This window comes from Streptomyces sp. GL_141 (assembly GCF_057834385.1).
Genome location: NZ_CM174402.1, coordinates 801720 through 818187, shown reverse-complemented (window position 1 = coordinate 818187; position 16468 = coordinate 801720). Strand labels below are relative to the sequence as shown.

General features: G+C 73.9%; 15 protein-coding genes and 1 pseudogene. 7 read left to right on the top strand and 9 right to left on the bottom strand.

What is annotated here, in order from left to right:
- Positions 1–31: 31 nt before the first annotated feature.
- Positions 32–1069, bottom strand: a complete 1038-nt coding sequence (locus AC3IX6_RS03550) for a S41 family peptidase (protein WP_489368738.1) — start codon at positions 1067–1069, stop codon at positions 32–34.
- A 160-nt stretch (positions 1070–1229) separates the two neighbouring features.
- On the opposite strand from AC3IX6_RS03550, the gene AC3IX6_RS03545 reads away from it, so the two are divergent.
- The gene (locus AC3IX6_RS03545; RefSeq protein ID WP_383953491.1) at positions 1230–1724 is read left to right on the top strand and encodes a phosphatase domain-containing protein; all 495 of its coding nucleotides are present in this window, start codon (positions 1230–1232) and stop codon (positions 1722–1724) included.
- A 207-nt stretch (positions 1725–1931) separates the two neighbouring features.
- Here the strand turns inward: AC3IX6_RS03545 and AC3IX6_RS03540 are convergent, their stop codons facing one another.
- Positions 1932–2147, bottom strand: a complete 216-nt coding sequence (locus tag AC3IX6_RS03540) for a dodecin (RefSeq protein WP_489368737.1) — start codon at positions 2145–2147, stop codon at positions 1932–1934.
- A 166-nt stretch (positions 2148–2313) separates the two neighbouring features.
- Between AC3IX6_RS03540 and AC3IX6_RS03535 the strand changes: the two genes are divergently transcribed.
- The 3 genes and pseudogenes from AC3IX6_RS03535 to AC3IX6_RS03525 all read left to right on the top strand — a co-directional run.
- The gene (locus tag AC3IX6_RS03535) at positions 2314–3573 is read left to right on the top strand and encodes an extracellular solute-binding protein (protein WP_489368736.1); all 1260 of its coding nucleotides are present in this window, start codon (positions 2314–2316) and stop codon (positions 3571–3573) included.
- 270 nt (positions 3574–3843) lie between these two features.
- Positions 3844–4680, top strand: coding sequence for a GNAT family N-acetyltransferase (locus tag AC3IX6_RS03530; RefSeq protein ID WP_489368734.1), 837 nt, complete (start codon positions 3844–3846; stop codon positions 4678–4680).
- A pseudogene (locus AC3IX6_RS03525) lies at positions 4677–5258 on the top strand (lysophospholipid acyltransferase family protein); the annotation flags it as partial. The gene AC3IX6_RS03530 and the pseudogene AC3IX6_RS03525, both read left to right, overlap by 4 nt.
- 185 nt (positions 5259–5443) lie before the next feature.
- On the opposite strand, the gene egtD reads toward AC3IX6_RS03525, so the two are convergent.
- The 4 genes from egtD to egtA are packed head-to-tail and all read right to left on the bottom strand — an operon-like array spanning position 5444 to position 10027.
- Positions 5444–6496: an L-histidine N(alpha)-methyltransferase gene (egtD, locus tag AC3IX6_RS03520; protein ID WP_489368733.1), complete on the bottom strand. Its 1053-nt coding sequence runs from the start codon at positions 6494–6496 to the stop codon at positions 5444–5446.
- Positions 6493–7335: an ergothioneine biosynthesis protein EgtC gene (gene egtC / locus AC3IX6_RS03515; protein ID WP_489368732.1), complete on the bottom strand. Its 843-nt coding sequence runs from the start codon at positions 7333–7335 to the stop codon at positions 6493–6495. Before egtC ends, egtD begins: the two co-directional genes overlap by 4 nt.
- The gene (gene egtB / locus AC3IX6_RS03510) at positions 7335–8669 is read right to left on the bottom strand and encodes an ergothioneine biosynthesis protein EgtB (protein ID WP_489368731.1); all 1335 of its coding nucleotides are present in this window, start codon (positions 8667–8669) and stop codon (positions 7335–7337) included. The genes egtC and egtB overlap by 1 nt, the downstream gene beginning before the upstream one ends.
- Positions 8666–10027 (bottom strand): ergothioneine biosynthesis glutamate--cysteine ligase EgtA, encoded by a 1362-nt coding sequence (gene egtA / locus AC3IX6_RS03505; protein WP_489368730.1) that lies wholly within the window; start codon positions 10025–10027, stop codon positions 8666–8668. Before egtA ends, egtB begins: the two co-directional genes overlap by 4 nt.
- Positions 10028–10099: 72 nt before the next feature.
- On the opposite strand from egtA, the gene AC3IX6_RS03500 reads away from it, so the two are divergent.
- Together AC3IX6_RS03500 and AC3IX6_RS03495 are read left to right on the top strand one after the other, a co-directional pair.
- Positions 10100–10939 carry a TIGR02452 family protein gene (locus tag AC3IX6_RS03500; RefSeq protein WP_489368729.1) on the top strand — a complete coding sequence of 280 codons (840 nt, stop codon included), beginning with the start codon at positions 10100–10102 and terminating at the stop codon, positions 10937–10939.
- Positions 10940–11062: 123 nt separating this feature from the next.
- Positions 11063–12016: an IS481 family transposase gene (locus tag AC3IX6_RS03495; protein ID WP_489366900.1), complete on the top strand. Its 954-nt coding sequence runs from the start codon at positions 11063–11065 to the stop codon at positions 12014–12016.
- Here AC3IX6_RS03495 and AC3IX6_RS03490 read toward each other — a convergent pair.
- The gene (locus AC3IX6_RS03490) at positions 12013–12840 is read right to left on the bottom strand and encodes a dienelactone hydrolase family protein (RefSeq protein ID WP_489368728.1); all 828 of its coding nucleotides are present in this window, start codon (positions 12838–12840) and stop codon (positions 12013–12015) included. The two genes, AC3IX6_RS03495 and AC3IX6_RS03490, sit on opposite strands and share 4 nt — an antisense overlap.
- 273 nt (positions 12841–13113) lie before the next feature.
- Complete coding sequence (locus AC3IX6_RS03485; protein ID WP_489368727.1) at positions 13114–13857, bottom strand: ricin-type beta-trefoil lectin domain protein; 744 nt, start codon at positions 13855–13857, stop codon at positions 13114–13116.
- Between the two features lie 237 nt (positions 13858–14094).
- Here AC3IX6_RS03485 and AC3IX6_RS03480 point away from each other — a divergent pair, with 237 nt between their 5' ends.
- A complete protein-coding gene (locus tag AC3IX6_RS03480) occupies positions 14095–15966 on the top strand; it encodes a hypothetical protein (protein WP_489368726.1) in 1872 nt (623 codons plus the stop codon).
- A gap of 22 nt (positions 15967–15988) precedes the next feature.
- Here the strand turns inward: AC3IX6_RS03480 and AC3IX6_RS03475 are convergent, their stop codons facing one another.
- Positions 15989–16450 (bottom strand): type II toxin-antitoxin system PemK/MazF family toxin, encoded by a 462-nt coding sequence (locus AC3IX6_RS03475; RefSeq protein WP_489368725.1) that lies wholly within the window; start codon positions 16448–16450, stop codon positions 15989–15991.
- Between the last annotated feature and the right edge of the window lie 18 nt (positions 16451–16468).

The following is a 16468-nucleotide window of genomic DNA, read 5'->3' as shown; positions in this document are numbered from 1 at the left end:
CGCATCGCCGCTGAATCGCGCACGCGCCGCATCAGGCAGGTGGGGTAGTCCGGCCGCGGAGCCAGCCGGCCGCGGCTTCGAGCGTCCGGTCCTGGCCGCTGCCGAGGTCGCGGGCGTCGTCCGGGAGCGCTTCGTCGGGCAGGAGGGGGCCGTTGTGGATCAGGCCCGTGCGATCGGCCTCACGGGCCTGCGTCAGGAGGATGAGCGCGCCGTCGGGGAGGGCGTGGGAGTCGTTGCCCGTGGGGACGCCTCGGGTGGCCTGGCCGAAGCTGCGGGTGTCGGGGCGGCCGCGGAAGGCGATGGTGACGGCTTCGGCCGCGCTCGCCGTCCGGCTGCTCGTGAGCACCGCCACGGGGGGAGCGGCGCGGGCCAGCGGCGTGGCGGGGCCCCAGGTGGCGAGGAACTGGCGCGGCGTGCCCTTCTCGATCGTCCACGGAGTCCGCTTTCCGTCGGCCTCCACGAACGCTCCGGCGTCCCCGTCGCCCAGGATGGGCCCCACCGTGGCCAGCGGCCCCCACATGTCCCCGCCCGCGTTGCCGCGCAGGTCCACGATCCACCCGCGGGCCCCTTGTCCGTCGGCCTCCGCGACGGCCTGCCGGGCCTGCTTCACGTAGGCCGCGGCGGCGCGGTCGGAGGACACCGCAGGCAGGGACAGGTATCCGAGGGAACCGGCGAGCACCCGTACCTCCGGCAGTGCGGAGGCGCCGGACGCCGGGTCCAGTGCCCGCTCGGCCTCCTGCGGGGTCATGAACTGACTGTGCCGGTCGCCCAGAGCCCGCAACGCCTCCCTGATGGCCCCGTACGTATCGGCGGGGACCTGGGCGCTTCCCGCCCGGGCGAGGGCCTCCCGGCGTACGGTCGGCCAGTCGATGTCCGCCGCGAGGAGCGAATTGCCCTCCATGACGTCCAGCGCGCCGGTGAGGTACCCGCGCGCTCCCGCCGACATGGCCGTTCCCTCCCCCGTGCCCTCCTCGCGGCGACCGGCGCAGCCCGTCGCCGCGAGGAGGGCCGCCGCTGCCGCGCCGATCAGCCGGCGGCGTGCCAGGGGCCGCGGGGTTGGAGCCGTCATGCGGTCAGCCGTTCTCTTGCGCGTGTGTGGGCCTGTGTACGGGGGACCGCCCGGTTCCGGCCGAGGATACCGAAGCCCCCGACGACCTGACCGGCCCGCCTCGGCTCCGCGGCGGTCCCTCCCGCCCCGTGCGCAGGCCGGCGCTGCTTAGGCTGGCGGGGTGACCGAGACTCAGAACCGAAGGCCCCTGGCCGTCTTCGACATCGACAACACGCTGGCCGACACCGCCCACCGCCAGCACTTCCTGGAGCGCCGGCCGCGCGACTGGAGCGGGTTCTTCGGCGCGGCCCCGGCCGATCCGCCCTTGGCCCGCGGGATCGCGCTCGCGGTGGAGAGCGCGGCCGACTGCGAGGTCACGTACCTCACCGGCCGCCCGGAGCGGTGCCGCGCGGACACGGAGGACTGGCTCGCCCGGAACGGGCTGCCCGAGGGGCGGCTGTGGATGCGCGGGAACCAGGACCGGCGGCCCGCCCGGACGACCAAGCTCGAGGTCCTGCGGCGGATCTCGCGGGGCCGCGAGGTGCGGATGCTGGTGGACGACGACGAGCTGGTGTGCCGGGCGGCGCGCGCGGAGGGCTTCCGCGTGGTGCTGGCGGACTGGGCGGCGGACGCGCCGGAGCTCAAGGACGCCCAGGAGGGCGAGGGCCGCACCTGAGGCGCCACGCCCCCGTCGGCCCCCCGTGTCCCTCTGGTGGCCGGGCAGCCGAACGGGTCAGGCGCGCCGAACGGGTCAGGCGTGCCGGGTGGGCCAGGTGCGCCGGGTGGGCCGTCCGGGGCTCCACGGGCGGGCCCGAGGAGCCCCGGAGCCTGCGGAGGCGCGTGGGGGCCGTGGGAGCCGCACGGAGCCCCGAGGGAGCGGGCCTCAGGCCTCACCGTCGAGACGGAAACCGACCTTGATCCCCACCTGGTAGTGCGCGATCTCGCCGTTCTCGATGTGTCCTCTGATCTGAACGACTTCGAGCCAGTCGAGATGGTGCAGGGTCTCGCCCGCGCGGGCGATGCCGTTGCGGATGGCCTGGTCGATGCCCTCGTGGGACGTGCCCACGATCTCGGTCACCCGGTACGTGTGATTGGACATGGGGGTCTCCCGACACTGGGTGGCTGTTGCCTTGTTCTACGGTGCCCCAGTAAGTCCTGGTCCGCGAACTTTGCGTGAACAATCCATAGCGATACCCCCTTGACCCACCCATTGGTCTATGCCAATTTCAAGCCATCTGCGATCCATCCCCCAGAAGGTGACCTTCGTGAAGATGCGCTTCCTTGCCGTGTCCACCGCTCTCGCGGCCGCGACCGCCCTCACCGGCTGCAGCCTCGCCGGGTCGGGCGGAGGTACGCAGAAGGTGACGCTCTGGCTGATGAAGGGCAGCGCCTCCGAGGATTTCATAGGCCAGTTCACCAGCAGCTTCGAGAAGGAACACCCGGGCGTGGACCTCGAAGTGAAGATCCAGGAGTGGAAGGGCATCGGCGACAAGGTCAATGCCGTCCTGTCCGGCAAGAGCGAGGAGAGCGCCGACGTCATCGAGGTCGGAAACACCCAGGTCGCCCAGTATGTCGAGGGCGGCGGGGTCTCCGAACTCACCCTGGAAGCCCTGCGCGAGTGGGACGGCAAGGACTGGCTGAAAGGTCTCTCCGAACCGGGCAAGGTCAACGGCGCCCAGTTCGGCGTCCCGTGGTACGCCGCCAACCGTGTGGTGATCTACAACAAGGACCTCTTCGCGAACGCCGGGGTCAAGGCGCCGATCAAGACCCGCCAGGAATGGATCCAGGCCACGCAGAAGCTCGACAAGGGCACCCAGCAGGGCATCTACCTCGCCGGGCAGAACTGGTACGTCCTCGCCGGGTTCGTCTGGGACGAGGGCGGCGAACTCGCCGTCGAGAGCAGCGGCCAGTGGCTCGGCACCCTCGACGAGGAGAAGGCCCTGGCGGGAATGGAGTTCTACAAGCAGCTCCAGGCCCTCGGCGACGGCCCCAAGGACGCCGACGAGGAGACGCCCCCGCAGTCCGACGTCTTCGCCCAGGGCGGGATCGCCCAGATCATCGCCCCGCCCGGCCAGGCCGCCGCCATCGAGGCCGCGAACCCGGAGCTCAAGGGCAAGCTCGGCTTCTTCCCGATCCCCGGCAAGACCGCCGAGAAGGTGGGCTCCGTCTTCACCGGCGGCTCGGACCTGATCATCCCCGAGAAGACGAAGCAGCGTAAGCACGCCGTCGACGTGATCACGGCCCTGGTCAGCGAGAAGTGGCAGACCGAGCTCGCCCGCACGATGAGCTACGTACCCAACAAGACCACCCTCGCGCACGTGGTCGAGGGCAACGACGGCGCCACGGCGATGGCCCCCGGCGCGGCCCAGGGCCGCGCCACCCCGCAGTCCCCCCGCTGGGCCGAGGTGGAGGCCAAGAACCCGATCAAGCCGTTCATGACGGCCGTCCTCACCGGCCAGGACCCCCGGACGGCGGCGAAGGCGGCCTCCGACACCATCAGCAAGGTCCTCAGCTCCGACCGCTGACCCCGGGGCGAGCGAGCGGGCAACCGGGCGGGCGGGGGCGGAGAGCGCGCGAGAGGGCCCGGGGAGCGCGGGCGAGGATCCCGGGGAGCGCGGGAGAAGATCCAGGAGGACGCGGGAGAGGATCCCGGAGGGGTCCGCCCGCCAAGTTCAGCGTCCGCACATCCAAGGGCCGCGAAGCGGCCATGTCGAATCCAGCCGGTCACGGAAGAAGTAAAGAAGCCAGGCCACACACCTGCCGGCCTGGCTTCCCGTGCCGGACCAGGAGCCGTCATGACCATCGCCCCCCTGTCCCCGTCCGCCCTGTCCCCGTCCGCGTCCCCCACCCTCCTCCCCGCTCCGGCGCCCGCCCGGCGCCCGGCGGACGCCCCGGACGCCCCCGCACCCCGCTACGCCGTCCGCCTCGCCCGCGACGAGGACGAGGTGCGCGCCGCGCAGCGGCTGCGCCACCAGGTCTTCGCCGGCGAGCTCGGCGCCCGTCTCGACGGCCCGGAGCCGGGCCTGGACGCCGACCCCTTCGACGCCTACTGCGACCACCTCCTCGTCGTGGACGAGGAGACCGAGCAGGTCGTCGGCACCTACCGGCTGCTGCCCCCCGAACGCGCCGCCATTGCCGGACGCCTCTACTCGGAGGGAGAGTTCGACCTCTCCGCCCTCGCCCCCATCCGCCCCGACCTGGTCGAGGTGGGCCGCTCCTGCGTCCACCCCGACCACCGCAACGGCGCCGTCATCGCCCTCATCTGGGCCGGCCTCGCCCGCTACATGGACCGCTCCGGGCACAACTGGCTCGCCGGCTGCTGCTCCGTACCGCTCTCCGACGGCGGGGTGCTGGCCGCCGCCACCCGGGAGAACGTCCTCACCCGCAGCCTCGCCCCCGTCGAGTACCGGGTCACCCCGCACCTTCCCTGGAGCCCCGAAGGCATCGACTTCCCCGGCCGGATGGAACTGCCCCCGCTGCTGCGCGGCTACCTGCGCCTGGGCGCCTGGGTCTGCGGCGAGCCCGCCCTGGACGCCGAGTTCGGCTGCGCCGACCTGTACGTCCTGCTCTCCCTGCGGCGCACCAACCCCCGCTACCTCAAGCACTTCCTGTCGCTCGCCCCGTCCGCATGAGCGCCTGGCTCCCGACCTCGCCCTGTACGCCCGCGGACTGCGCCGGCCACGAGGGGCGCACCGCGAGCGTGCCGCGTGCGGTCCTGCGGCTCGCCGCGGCCATCGCCCTGGTCCTGCTCGGGATCGTGGGTGCCCCGCCGCTGCGGCTGCTGCCGGAGCGGCCCCGGCACGTGCTGGTACGGGCCTGGGCGGCCGCCCTGCTGGGCGCCTTCGGCCTGCGGATCACCGTGCACGGGACACCCGGCCCCGGCCGCGGCCGGCTGATCGTCGCCAACCACATCTCCTGGCTGGACATCCCGCTCGTCGCCGCCGTCCTGCCCTCCCGGATGCTGGCCAAGAGCGACATCCGCGGCTGGCCGGTCCTCGGACCGCTCTCCCGGCAGGCCGGCACCCTCTACATCGAACGCGACCGGATCCGCAGCCTGCCCGGCACCGTCGACCAGCTCACCCGGGCCCTGCTCGCCGGTGACCGGGTCACCGTCTACCCCGAGGGCTCCACCTGGTGCGGGCGCGCCCAAGGCCCCTTTCGCCGGGCCGCGTTCCAGGCCGCGCTGGACGCGCGGGTGCCCGTACAGCCCGTACGGATCAGCTACCTGCTCGATGACGGGGGGCCGGCCGGGGCGCCCGCCTTCGTCGGGGACGATCCGCTGACCGCCTCGCTGTGGCGGATCGCGCGGGCCCGCGGGGTGCGCGCCGAGGTCCGGCTGCTGCCGCGGATCCCGCCGGGCCGGTACGCGCACCGGCGGGACCTCGCGGCCGCGGCTCAGGCCGCCGTGCTCGCCGAACCGGTACCCGTGTCCCGACCGGCGGCGCCGCTGCTGCCCGGCGTACCCTCCCAGCCGTCGGCTCCGATGCCGTCCGCCACCGACAGCGACAGGGCGAAGCGGCCCGCGGCGTCCGTCCACCAATGGGTCAACTCGAGCCCGGCAGCTGCGAGTTCCTTGCGGACGCCGTCCTGACGGAACTTCGCCGAGATCTCCGTCAGGATCTCCTCACCCGACTCGAAGGGCACCTCCAGATCCAGCGCCCGGACCTTCACCACCAACGGCCTGCGGGCCCGCAGCCGCATCTCGATCCACTCGTGCTCCCGGTTCCACACCGCCACGTGCGCGAAGTCGGCGGTGTGGAAATCCGCGCCCAGCTCCCGGTTCACCACGGACAGCACGTTCGCGTTGAACTCGGCCGTCACCCCCTGCGCGTCGTCGTACGCCGACACCAGGACGGCCGGGTCCTTCACCAGGTCCGTCCCCATCAGCAGCGCGTCCCCGGGTGACAGCATCGCCCGTACGTCCGCCAGGAACACGGCCCGCTCCGGCGGCAGCAGGTTCCCGATCGTGCCGCCCAGGAACACCACCAGCCGGGGTCCGGGGGAGTCCGGCAGCCGCAGCGCGCGCGTGAAGTCGGCCAGCAACGCGTGGACGCGCAGCCCCGGATGCTCCTCCAGCAGGATCTTCGCCGCCCCGGTCAGCGCGCTCTCGCTCACGTCCACCGGGACGTACGTGTCCAGCGCGGGCAGCGCCTCGATCAGGTGCCGGGTCTTCTCCGAGGAGCCGGAACCCAGCTCCACCAAGGTGCGGGCCCCGCTCACCGAGGCGATCTCCCGGGCCCGTTCGAGCAGGATCTCCCGCTCGGCGCGCGTCGGGTAGTACTCGGGCAACCGGGTGATCTCCTCGAAGAGTTCACTGCCCCGGGCATCGTAGAACCACTTGGGCGGCAGCGACTTGGGGGACCGGGTCAGCCCGTCGTGCACATCCGTACGCAGCGCCGTCTCGGCGGCGTGCTCGTCGAGGGTGCGGGTCAGCTGGAAGTCGTTCACTTGCCTTCGTCTCCTTGCTGCGGTGCGTGGTGTGCGTGCGGTGCGTGGTGTACGTGCGGTGCGTGCCGTGCGTGCGGTGCGCCGGTGCGGGGCTCCTTCAGGGAGACGAGGTCGACCCGGGTGCGGGTGGCGGTCAGCAGGGTCCCGTCCGGGACCTCGCACCAGCGCGCATCGTCGTCGTAGGGCTCCGAGGCCACCACCGTGCGCTGCGCCGAGGCATCGGCCAGGTACCACAGGGAATCCCCCCAGGCCGTCGCCGCGACGGCCCGGCCGTCGGTCAGCAGCAGGTTCAGCCGGGATCCGGGCGCGGCCCCGGCCAGCTCCCGTACCGTCCCGGCCAGCGCCGCGCCGAGGTCCGGATCCGCCCGCAGCCGGTGCAGGACCAGCGCCCAGATCAGCGCCGAATCCGTGCGGGCGGCCAGCGACAGCAGTTCCTGGGGCGGCAGGCGGGCGGCAACCGGGGCCGCGGCGTCCGGCCAGTCCCGCACCGAACCGTTGTGGCTGAACAGCCACCGCCCCTCCGCGAAGGGCGCGGCCGCCGCCTCCCCGTCCGCCCCCGGACGCGTGGCGTCCCGTACGGCGGCCAGTACGGCCCCGCTGCGGACCACCCGGGCGAGGTCGCTGAAGGCCAGGTCGCCCCAGATCGGCCCGGCCCGCCGGTAACGGGCGGGCACCGGGTCCCCCTCCGCGTACCAGCCGACGCCGAAGCCGTCGGCGTTGACCGTGCCGGAGCGCTGGCGGCGCGGCTCCCACGACTGGCGGACCAGCGAGTGCTCGGGCTCGCTCAGCACCCGGCCGAGGCTCACGGGCGCCCCGAGGTAGACGAGGTGACGGCACATCAGGCCTGCCCGGCGGCGGAGCCCGCGGGGGCGGCGCCGCGTGCGGTGCGGAACCCCGAGAAGATCTGCCGGCGCACCGGCAGGTCCCAGTTGCGGAAGGTGCCCCGGCAGGCCACGGCGTCCACGGCGAAGGAGCCGCCGCGCAGCACCTTGTGCTCGGGGCCGAAGAACACCTCCGAGTACTCGCGGTAGGGGAACGCCCGGAAGCCGGGGTAGGGGAGGAAGTCCGAAGCCGTCCACTCCCACACGTCGCCGATGAGCTGGCGCACCCCGAGCGGGGAGGCCCCGGCGGGATAGGCGCCCGCCGCGGCCGGCCGCAGGTGGCGCTGGCCGAGATTGGCGTGCGCGGGCGTGGGGTCCGCGTCGCCCCACGGGTAGCGGGTGGAGCGCCCGGCCGCCGGGTCGTGGCGGGCGGCCTTCTCCCACTCCGCCTCGGTGGGCAGCCGCCGCCCCGCCCAGCGGGCGTACGCGTCGGCCTCGTACCAGCTCACGTGCAGCACCGGCTCGTCCGCGGGTACCGGCTCGGTGACCCCGAAGCGGCGGCGCAGCCAGGTGCCGCCCTCGCGGTGCCAGAACAGCGGGGCCTCGATCCCGTGCCGGCGTATCTCCGACCAGCCGGGCGCCTCCCACCACCGCTCCTCGTGGTACCCGCCGTCCGCCATGAACTCCTGGTACGCGGCATTGGTCACCGGAACGGTGTCGATCCAGAACGCCTCGACCTCGCGCCGGTGCGCCGGCCGCTCGTTGTCCAGCGACCAGGGCTCCGCGGAGGTTCCCATGGTGAACGGGCCCGCCGGTATGAGCACTTCGGCCGCCGCCGGTGGAGGTCCCTGCGGAGGATCCGGGTCGGGAGCCGTCAGCACCGGCGCGCCCTGGCGCAGCTGATGGGTGATCAGCATCGTCTCGTCGTGCTGCTGTTCGTGCTGGGCGATCATCCCGAAGACGTAGCCGCCGTCCAGCAGGGCCGTGCCCTCCAGTGGGGTGCGGTCGAGCAGGTCGAAGACCCGGCCGCGCACCTCGGCCGCGTACCGGCGGGCCTCGTCAGGGCTCAGCAGCGGCAACTTCGGGCGCTCCGCACGGGGATGCTCGAACGCGTCGTAGAGCGGGTCCATCTCGGGGTGCATGGACTCGCGGCCCGCCACGTTGCGCAGCAGCCAGAGCTCCTCCATGTTCCCGATGTGCGCGAGGTCCCAGACCAGCGGGGACATCAAGGGGGAGTGCTGGGCGGTCAGTTCCGCTTCGGTGACGGCGTCGGTGAGTCCGGCCGTGCGGACGCGCGCCGCGGTCAGGGCGGCGGCGGCCCGCTCGCGCAGGAGCTCCGGGTCGGCGGTCATGAGCGTGCCTCCTCGCCGGCCGGCTGGGGCCGGGTTCGCGGGTGCGGGCGCGCCGGGGCCTGCCCGTGCGGCTGCTGCGGTCCGTTCCGGTCGTCGGCCGGGCAGCGGCCGCGGGACACGTAGCGTTCGGTGAACTCGCCGACGGTGTCGACGACACGGCCGCTCGCTCCCAGTCGGGGCAGCGCCGAGACGGCGGCCCGGAAGCAGGCGCGGGCCGCGGACCGCAGCTCCGGATCGGACAGGGCGTCGCGGGCGGCGGACCGCCACAGCGGGTTGCGCGGCGCGGGCCCGGCGCCGTAGGTGTCGGCCAGCCCCTTCGCCACCCGGTACGCGGTCTCCGCGGCCTCCGGGTCGTCGAACAGCGCGTGCACGACGGCCACCGGGACCAGCCAGCCGTCCTCGCCGGGCTGGGCGTCGATCATCCGCAGCTCCAGATGGCCCCGGGGCCGTACCGGCGGGAAGAGCGTGGTCAGGTGGTAGTCCAGGTCGGCGGCGGTCGGCGGCCGGTGGCCGCCGCCGGAGCGCAGCCAGTCGCGGAAGGTCAGCCCGCGCGGTACCGCCCAGGGCGCGTCCTCCTCGTCCGCCCGCACGCACATCACCTCGGTGTCCAGCGCCTGCCGGGTCCACGCACCGCGCGGCTCCGCCTCCAGCGGCGGGGCGAGGGCGCGCCGGGTGTCGAGGTCGGCCCAGACACCTTGGCGGGCGCACCGCCAGCCGGCGTACGGGCCTTCGCGGGCGGGGGAGTTGGCGAAGGCGGCGACCAGCACCGCACCGAGGAGGTGTGCGAGGCGCCAGCGCCGGCCGTGGCCCAGCGGGCCGGGCTCCTCGTGACCGGCGTCCACGCAGACCTGGACGGAGGCCGAGGCGCACATCATGGCGCGCCCGGCCGGCCCGGTGCGGTCGAAGTAGGTCTCCATGGCCTCGTACCGCGGGCTGGACAGCATCCGCCGCAGCGGCCGGCGCGGGTCCTGGCCGAGTCCGCGCAGTACCAGCCCCTGGTCGCGCAGGGCGCCCCGGACGGCGGTCAGATCGGCTTGGAGGCCGTCGACGCAGCCGGTCAGGGAGGTCGCGGGGGCCGAGCTGAGCTCCAGCTGGCCGCCGGGCTCGACCGTGACGCCGGAACCGAGGGGGAGGACGCGGGCCGCGTCGTGCGCGGCGGCCAGGCGGTCGGGGGAAACGGGCCGGCCGGGCTGTTCGGCGTCGAACACCAGCCATTCGAGCTCCGCGCCCAGCAGCCGGGGCGGGCCGGTCTTGAAGCAGATGCCGTGGATCAGCTCCTCGGCGGTGGCTTCGGTCAGTCGGGTGAGTGAGTCCTGGGGCATGACGGGGCCCTCGTCTCCTGTCGTCGGCTGTGACATCACCCGTGCCTACCCGTCCGTTGGGGCACAAATCCATTGCGGGCGCCGTGCCGGAGCGCCGAAGATCACACCATGAGCGGCAGATTGCGCGAGATCGCGCGGGAGAACGCGGAGATCGTGGCGGCCGGCGGGTACCGGACGCGGTCGGGACGGCAGGTCTCGCTTGCCGCCGCCGTGGCGGAGGCCAAGGCAGGAACCAGGATATATGGCCCAAACCGGGTCATTCCAGGCGACCCGGACGGGCGGGACGCCCTCCGGACCGCCGTCGAGGTCACCGGGGAGAGCAGCACGGTCGCCGCCCGCAGGCTCGTCGGCGAGCCCGGGGAACACCCCGGGACCCTCTCCGTGGCCGTCCTGAACTTCGCCTCGGCCCGGAATCCCGGGGGCGGCTACGTCCGCGGCGCCAAGGCTCAGGAGGAGGCCCTCTGCCGCGCCTCGGCGCTGTACGAGACCCTGCTGGAGGCCCCGGAGTACTACGAGATCCACCGCGCCGAGGTCAGCACCTTCTACACCGACCGGGTGATTCACTCGCCCGGGGTGCCCGTCTTCCGCGACGACCGGGGCAACCTGCTGGACACCCCCTTCCGGGCCGGATTCCTCACCTCACCGGCCCCGAACGCGGGCACCATCCGCCGCCAGGAGCCGGACCGCGTGCCGGAGATCCCCGCCGCCCTCGCGCGCCGCGCGGAGCTGGTCCTGGAGGTGGCCGCGCTGCACGGGTACCGGGGGCTGGTACTGGGCGCCTGGGGGTGCGGGGTCTTCCAGAACGACCCCGCCCAGGTGGCGGAGGCCTTCCGCGGGCTGCTGGCGGGACGGTTCGCCGGCGTGTTCGAGCGGGTGGTGTTCGGCGTGCTCGACCGGAAGCCGGAGACGCGGGAGACCTTCGAGCGGGTGCTGGCGGGGGTGGCCTAGGTGTTCTGTCCCGGGAGATTGTGGACGGGTGATGCAGGTCTCGGCTGAGGGATCTTGAACGGGTGAGGGCCTTCCGGGTTTGGTGTGGATTGCGACGTCTACACCGAACGACAGAAGGCCCTCATGCCCCACCGTAATGCACCCCTGACCGAGACCGGACGGTTGCGCCTTGCCCGCTGTGTGGTCGTGGACGGCTGGCCGCTTCGGCGGGCCGCCGAGCGTTTCCAGGTCTCGCCGACGACCGCCCAGCGGTGGGCCGACCGCTACCGCTCCCACGCTGAAGCAGGCATGAGCGACCGGTCCTCGCGCCCGCACCACAGCCCACGCCGGACCCCGACCCGCACTGAACGCCGGATCATCAAGGTCCGACTCACCCGGCGGTGGGGACCGGCCCGTATCGCCCACCTGCTGGGCCTGGTGCCCTCGACCGTCCACCGCGTGCTGACCCGGTTCGGGCTGGCCCGCCTGTCCCACCTGGACCGGGCCACCGGCCGTGTCATCCGCCGCTACGAACGCGCCAAGCCCGGCGAGCTCGTCCACGTGGACATCAAGAAGCTCGGCAACATCCCCGACGGCGGCGGCCACAAGACCCTCGGCCGCCAGGCCGGCCGCAGAAAGCGGCCCCGCCTGGGCTACAGCTACATCCACACCGCCGTCGACGACCACTCCCGCCTCGCCTACAGCGAGATCCTCACCGACGAGAAGAAGGAAACCGCGACCGCCTTCTGGCAGCGGGCACACGCCTACTTCACCAGCGTCGGGATCACCGTCGAGCGCGTCCTGACCGACAACGGCTCCTGCTACAAATCCCACCTCTGGCGGGACGCCCTGGCAGCAGCCGGGATCACCCACAAGCGAACCCGGCCCTACCGACCCCAGACCAATGGCAAGGTCGAACGCCTCAACCGCACCCTCGCCGAGGAGTGGGCCTACGCCCGCCCCTACCGCTCAGAGCAGGAACGACGCGACGCATTCCCCCGATGGCTCCACACCTACAATCACCACCGCGGACACACCGCACTCGCAGGCAAACCACCCGCCAGCCGCGTCCCCAACCTCACAGGGCAATACACCTAGGCCGCGTCCGGGAGCAGGCGGGCATGCAAGAGGTCGAGCACCTGGTCCAGCGCCGCACGGGTGGCCTGCCCGGGCCGGTCGACGAGGTGCTCGGTGAGGACGGAGTGCGGCGGCAGCACGGCTTCGGGATGGGCGTCCTCGTCCTCCAGCTCGACGGCGACGAAGGCGTCGCCGAGCTCACGGCGCAGGAACGCGAAACGGGCGCCGGGGGTGAGCCGGTCGCTCTTGAAGCGCAGCCCCAGCACCTGCAGGCCCTCGCGCTCGCAGCGTCCCCGGACGGTGGCGAGGTCCGCGGGGGAGATGTCGATGCCGTCCCGCCGGCGGGCGGTGAGGCCCAGGGGGAGGGACGGCTGCGACAGGACGGGCACGAGGAGGTGCTCGTCGACGGCCATGGCGAGGGCGAAGCCGCCGGTCAGGCACATGCCGACGGCGCCCACGCCCGGGCCCCCGCAGCGCTTGTGCTCGTACGCGGACAGTGCGCGCAGCCAGCTCACGACGGGCGAACTCCGGCCGGTGGCCAGGACGGTGAACTCCCGGCTCACGCACACGTTCCACATGCTCGACGCGGTGTAGAGCGCGCCCCGCAGCAGGCCGTGGGCCGTGGGGTGGGGGTCGTGGCCGGGCGTGCCGAAGAGCACCGGGAGTACGGCGGTGCAGCCCAGCGCGGCCACCCGCTCGGCGAACTCCAGCACCTTCGGGGTGATCCCGGGAATCTCCGCGATCACGATGACCGCGGGCCCGCTGCCGCGCCGCAGGACCGGACGCGTGCTGCCCCCGTGGGTGAACGCGTCGTGTTCGAAGCCCGACAGGTCATGGTCCGTCATGGGCGACCGCCTCACTCATCGGCCGTGGCGCACGCGAGGGACGACGCGCGACGCACGGCACCGCTCTTCCGCTCTTCCACTGACGATCGGGAGACGTTCCGTTGACGTTCTCCCGACGGGAGGGACCGTACAACACCCGCACGGAGCAGGCCTACCCCGGAGTAACCAGCCGGCACCGGACGGCGTCGTCCCGTCGTGGGTGAGGGCACATGGCGGTGCGGGGGCCAGGGCTCAGGCCCCGGCCCCCGCACCGGATCAGGTGCCGAGCGCGGATCAGGTGCCGAGCGCCCCGCCCCGCCACTGCTGGTTGGTGGCCGTGGGCATGCAGTCCCACAGCCCGACCCGGGCGCCGTTGGCGGTGGCCCAGCCCAGGGCGTCGAGGCACTTGCCCGAGTGGACGCTGCGCAGCAGACCGCCCGGGATCGCCTCCCACTTCTGGTTCAGGCCCTGGTGGCAGGAGTTGAGCCCGATCAGCGAGCCGTTCTCGGTCTTGGCGAACTGGACGTCCATGCACCGGCCGAGCGCGCGGACGGTGCCGTCGCTCTCCAGCTTCCAGGCCTGCGCGTCCGTGCCGTTGCACTGGTAGATCTGGATCGGCGTGCCGTCCTTGGTACCCGCGGCCTTGACGTCCAGGCACTTGCCGGAGTGCACGCCGACGATCTGACCCGATCCGGCCGGCGGCGCCGGGTTGCAGTAGATCTCCACGGCGACCTGGTAGTACCCGCTGCCGATCTCCATGGCCCGCGGACCGTTGCTCTTGGAGCAGCGGAACGTCTCGTAGCCCTCGTTCACGGCCGCGCCGTAGGCACTGCTCCAGGCGCCTTCGACGGCGATGTTGTACGGGCCGTAGCCCAGGCCGGCGAAGTACTTGGGGGCGGTCGGGGCCAGGGCCGCCGAGACGGCGGCGGGCGCGGCGGCCGGGGTGGCGGCCGGAGCGGCGCCCGCCGGGGAGGCGAACAGCGCCGTGACGGTGAACAGCGCGGCGGCGGCGGCCGACATCCATCGAGCCAGCTTCACGCGTGGCTCCTTTCGGGAGAGGGGTTCGGTGGTCGAACGCAGAAGGATGGAAAGGGCGGAGAAGGGCGGAGAAGGATGGAGGAGGACGGACAAGGAACGTGCCGCCGGGCCCGCGGTCGGTTCGACAGTAGCCACGCGGCGCGGCCGGACAGTCTCACCGTGGTGTCAACTCCGGCCAGAGAACGGCCGGTTGCCTGCTGACCAGGCAGGACGCCGGGTCGGTATCGTCCCGGGACCGTGGAGAGAACCGAGGAGCTCGCGGCGCTGCGGGCCGCCCTGGCCGCGGGACCGCCCGTCCATCTCGGCGGGGGGCTCGGCAGCGGCAAGTCCCGGCTGGCCCGGCGGCTGCCCGTTGCGGACGCCGTCGACCTGGCCGGGCTACGGGCCGGGGAGGCGGCCTCCCGGATCCGCGCCGCGCTGGCGGCCGGGTCGGGCGGGGGACTGCTGCTCGTCGACAGCGTGGACGGGCCCGGGCAGGCCGAAGCCGTCGCCGCCGCCCTCGAAGGACACCGGGCCGGGACGGACGGACCCGGCAGGCCGCTGCTGCTGGTCGGCCGGCGCCCCCTGCGGGCCGTCGCCGACTGGACGGACCGGCCCCTGACCACCCTGACCCTCGGACCCGCACGGGCCCGGGACGTCGAGGCCCAGGTCCGCGCGAGCGGCCTCGAGGACCCCGAGGCGGTGGCCCTCGCGGTCCGGCTGGCCGGCGGGAACCCGCTGCTGGCACAGCTGGCCGCCCGGACGCTGCTCGCGGGCACCCCGGCCGACGCCCCCGGGGCCGTAGCCGACGCCATGACCGAGGAGGTGCTGCTCCGCCTCGACCGCGAACGCCCGGGGGCCGCCCCGGGGAGCGGGCGCTGGCGGCACGCGCTGCGCCTGCTGGCGACCGTACGGGCGGGGGACGAGCGGCTGCTGAGCGGCGGCCCGGAACTGTTCTCGGCGCTGGCCGGGCTCAGCCTCGTCCGCAGGGAACGGCTCGGGCTGGCGGTCCGCGAACCCTTCCGCACCCTGTTCGAGCTCGCCTACCAGTGGCGGCGACCGCAGCACCACGAAGGGCTCCGCGCCCGCGCCGCCGACTACCGGCGGGCCCTGCTGACCGAACGCCGCGACCCGCAGGAGCGGGCCCGGCTGGTGGAACAGGGCCTGTTCCTGTCAGGCGACCCGACCCTGCGCGGCTCGCTGTTCCCGCCCGCCGAGGAATCCGCCGCGATCGGACCCGCCCGCGCCGGGGAGACCGAGGACATCGGCCGGCTGATGCGCGAGTGGGCGGTGCGCGGGGGTTTCGACGTACGGCGCTGCGAGCGGATCACCGGCCAGTGGCTGGACGCCGCCGGCCCCGCCGCCTTCCGGCTGGCCCGCGACCGGGACGGCCGGCCCGTGGGACTGGCCGCGCTGCTGCCCGTCGTGCAGGGCACGCAGGCCGGCATCGAACCCCTCCTCCAGCAGCACGCCACCGGCCTCCTGGACGGCGACCGCGACCACCCCGGCGGGCTGTTCCTCGGAGCCGCGTACGCCGCGGACCCGGTCGCCCACGCGCAGATCCTGCGGGACATCCTGGGCCGGGCGGTGCTCGCCGGGCACCTGGTGGTGTCCACGGCCAGCCCCGACTACCAGACGCTGCTGCGCGCGCTGAGCTTCCGCCCGCACGGCGGCATCCGCGACGACGTCTACCGCTGTGGGCGCCGGCCCGAGGTCTACAGCCACGACTTCACCCCCGCCGGGCTCCCCGCCTGGATGCGGACCCTCGCCCCCGGCGGGCGCCCTGCGGACCGGACGGAAGCGGGCGCCCCGGACGCCGTCGCCTGGGCGCTGGCCCGCGTCCGCGACCCCCGCGCCCTGGCCCGCAGCCCGCTGCTGGCCCGGCCGGGCCTGGCCACCGCGCAGGCCCTGCGCGACTGGCTGGACAACGCCGTCCTGGAACTGGCGCTGGCCGACGCCCCCGCCGACGCGGAGGCGGGGGCCATCCTGCGCGCCTACTACCTGAGCGGCCGGCCCCGTACGCACCACCAGGCGGCCCGCGAGGTGCACGTCAGCCGCGCCACGTACTTCCGCCGCCTGAGAAGGGGCCTGGCCCTGCTCGCGGACCGACTGCCGCTGCCGACCCCCTAGGCGTACGCCCGGTCCCGGTGGCTCAGCGCCAGCCGTACCGCTCGCGCAGCCGGTCCACGACGAGCCGGAAGCGCCCCAGGTCCAGTGCGCACGCCTCCCGCCGCATGCCGTCCTCGTGCACGCGCAGCACCCGGTCCACGTCCACCCAGGACTCCCGTCCCGCGCTGTCCCACGGACCGGTCCCGATCGGGACCCACTCCCGGTCCTGGTCGTGCCGCTTGCTGGACAGCTGCACGGCCAGGAGGGTGCCGCCCTCTTCCCGGGCGACGACCAGCACCGGCCGGTCCTTGCCCCGCCCGTCGTTCTCCTCGTAGGGAACCCAGGTCCACACGATCTCGCCGGGGTCGGGATCCCCGTCGCGATCGGGAGCGTACGAGGTCTGCACCGGCCCGATGGCGTGCGGATCGGCCTCGGCGGTCGCGGTGTGCCCGTCGCGGCCCGGCTGCTCGACGTGACCATTGCTGTGGTGGGAAAGTGCCGTCATTCGGGCGAGGTTACCGGG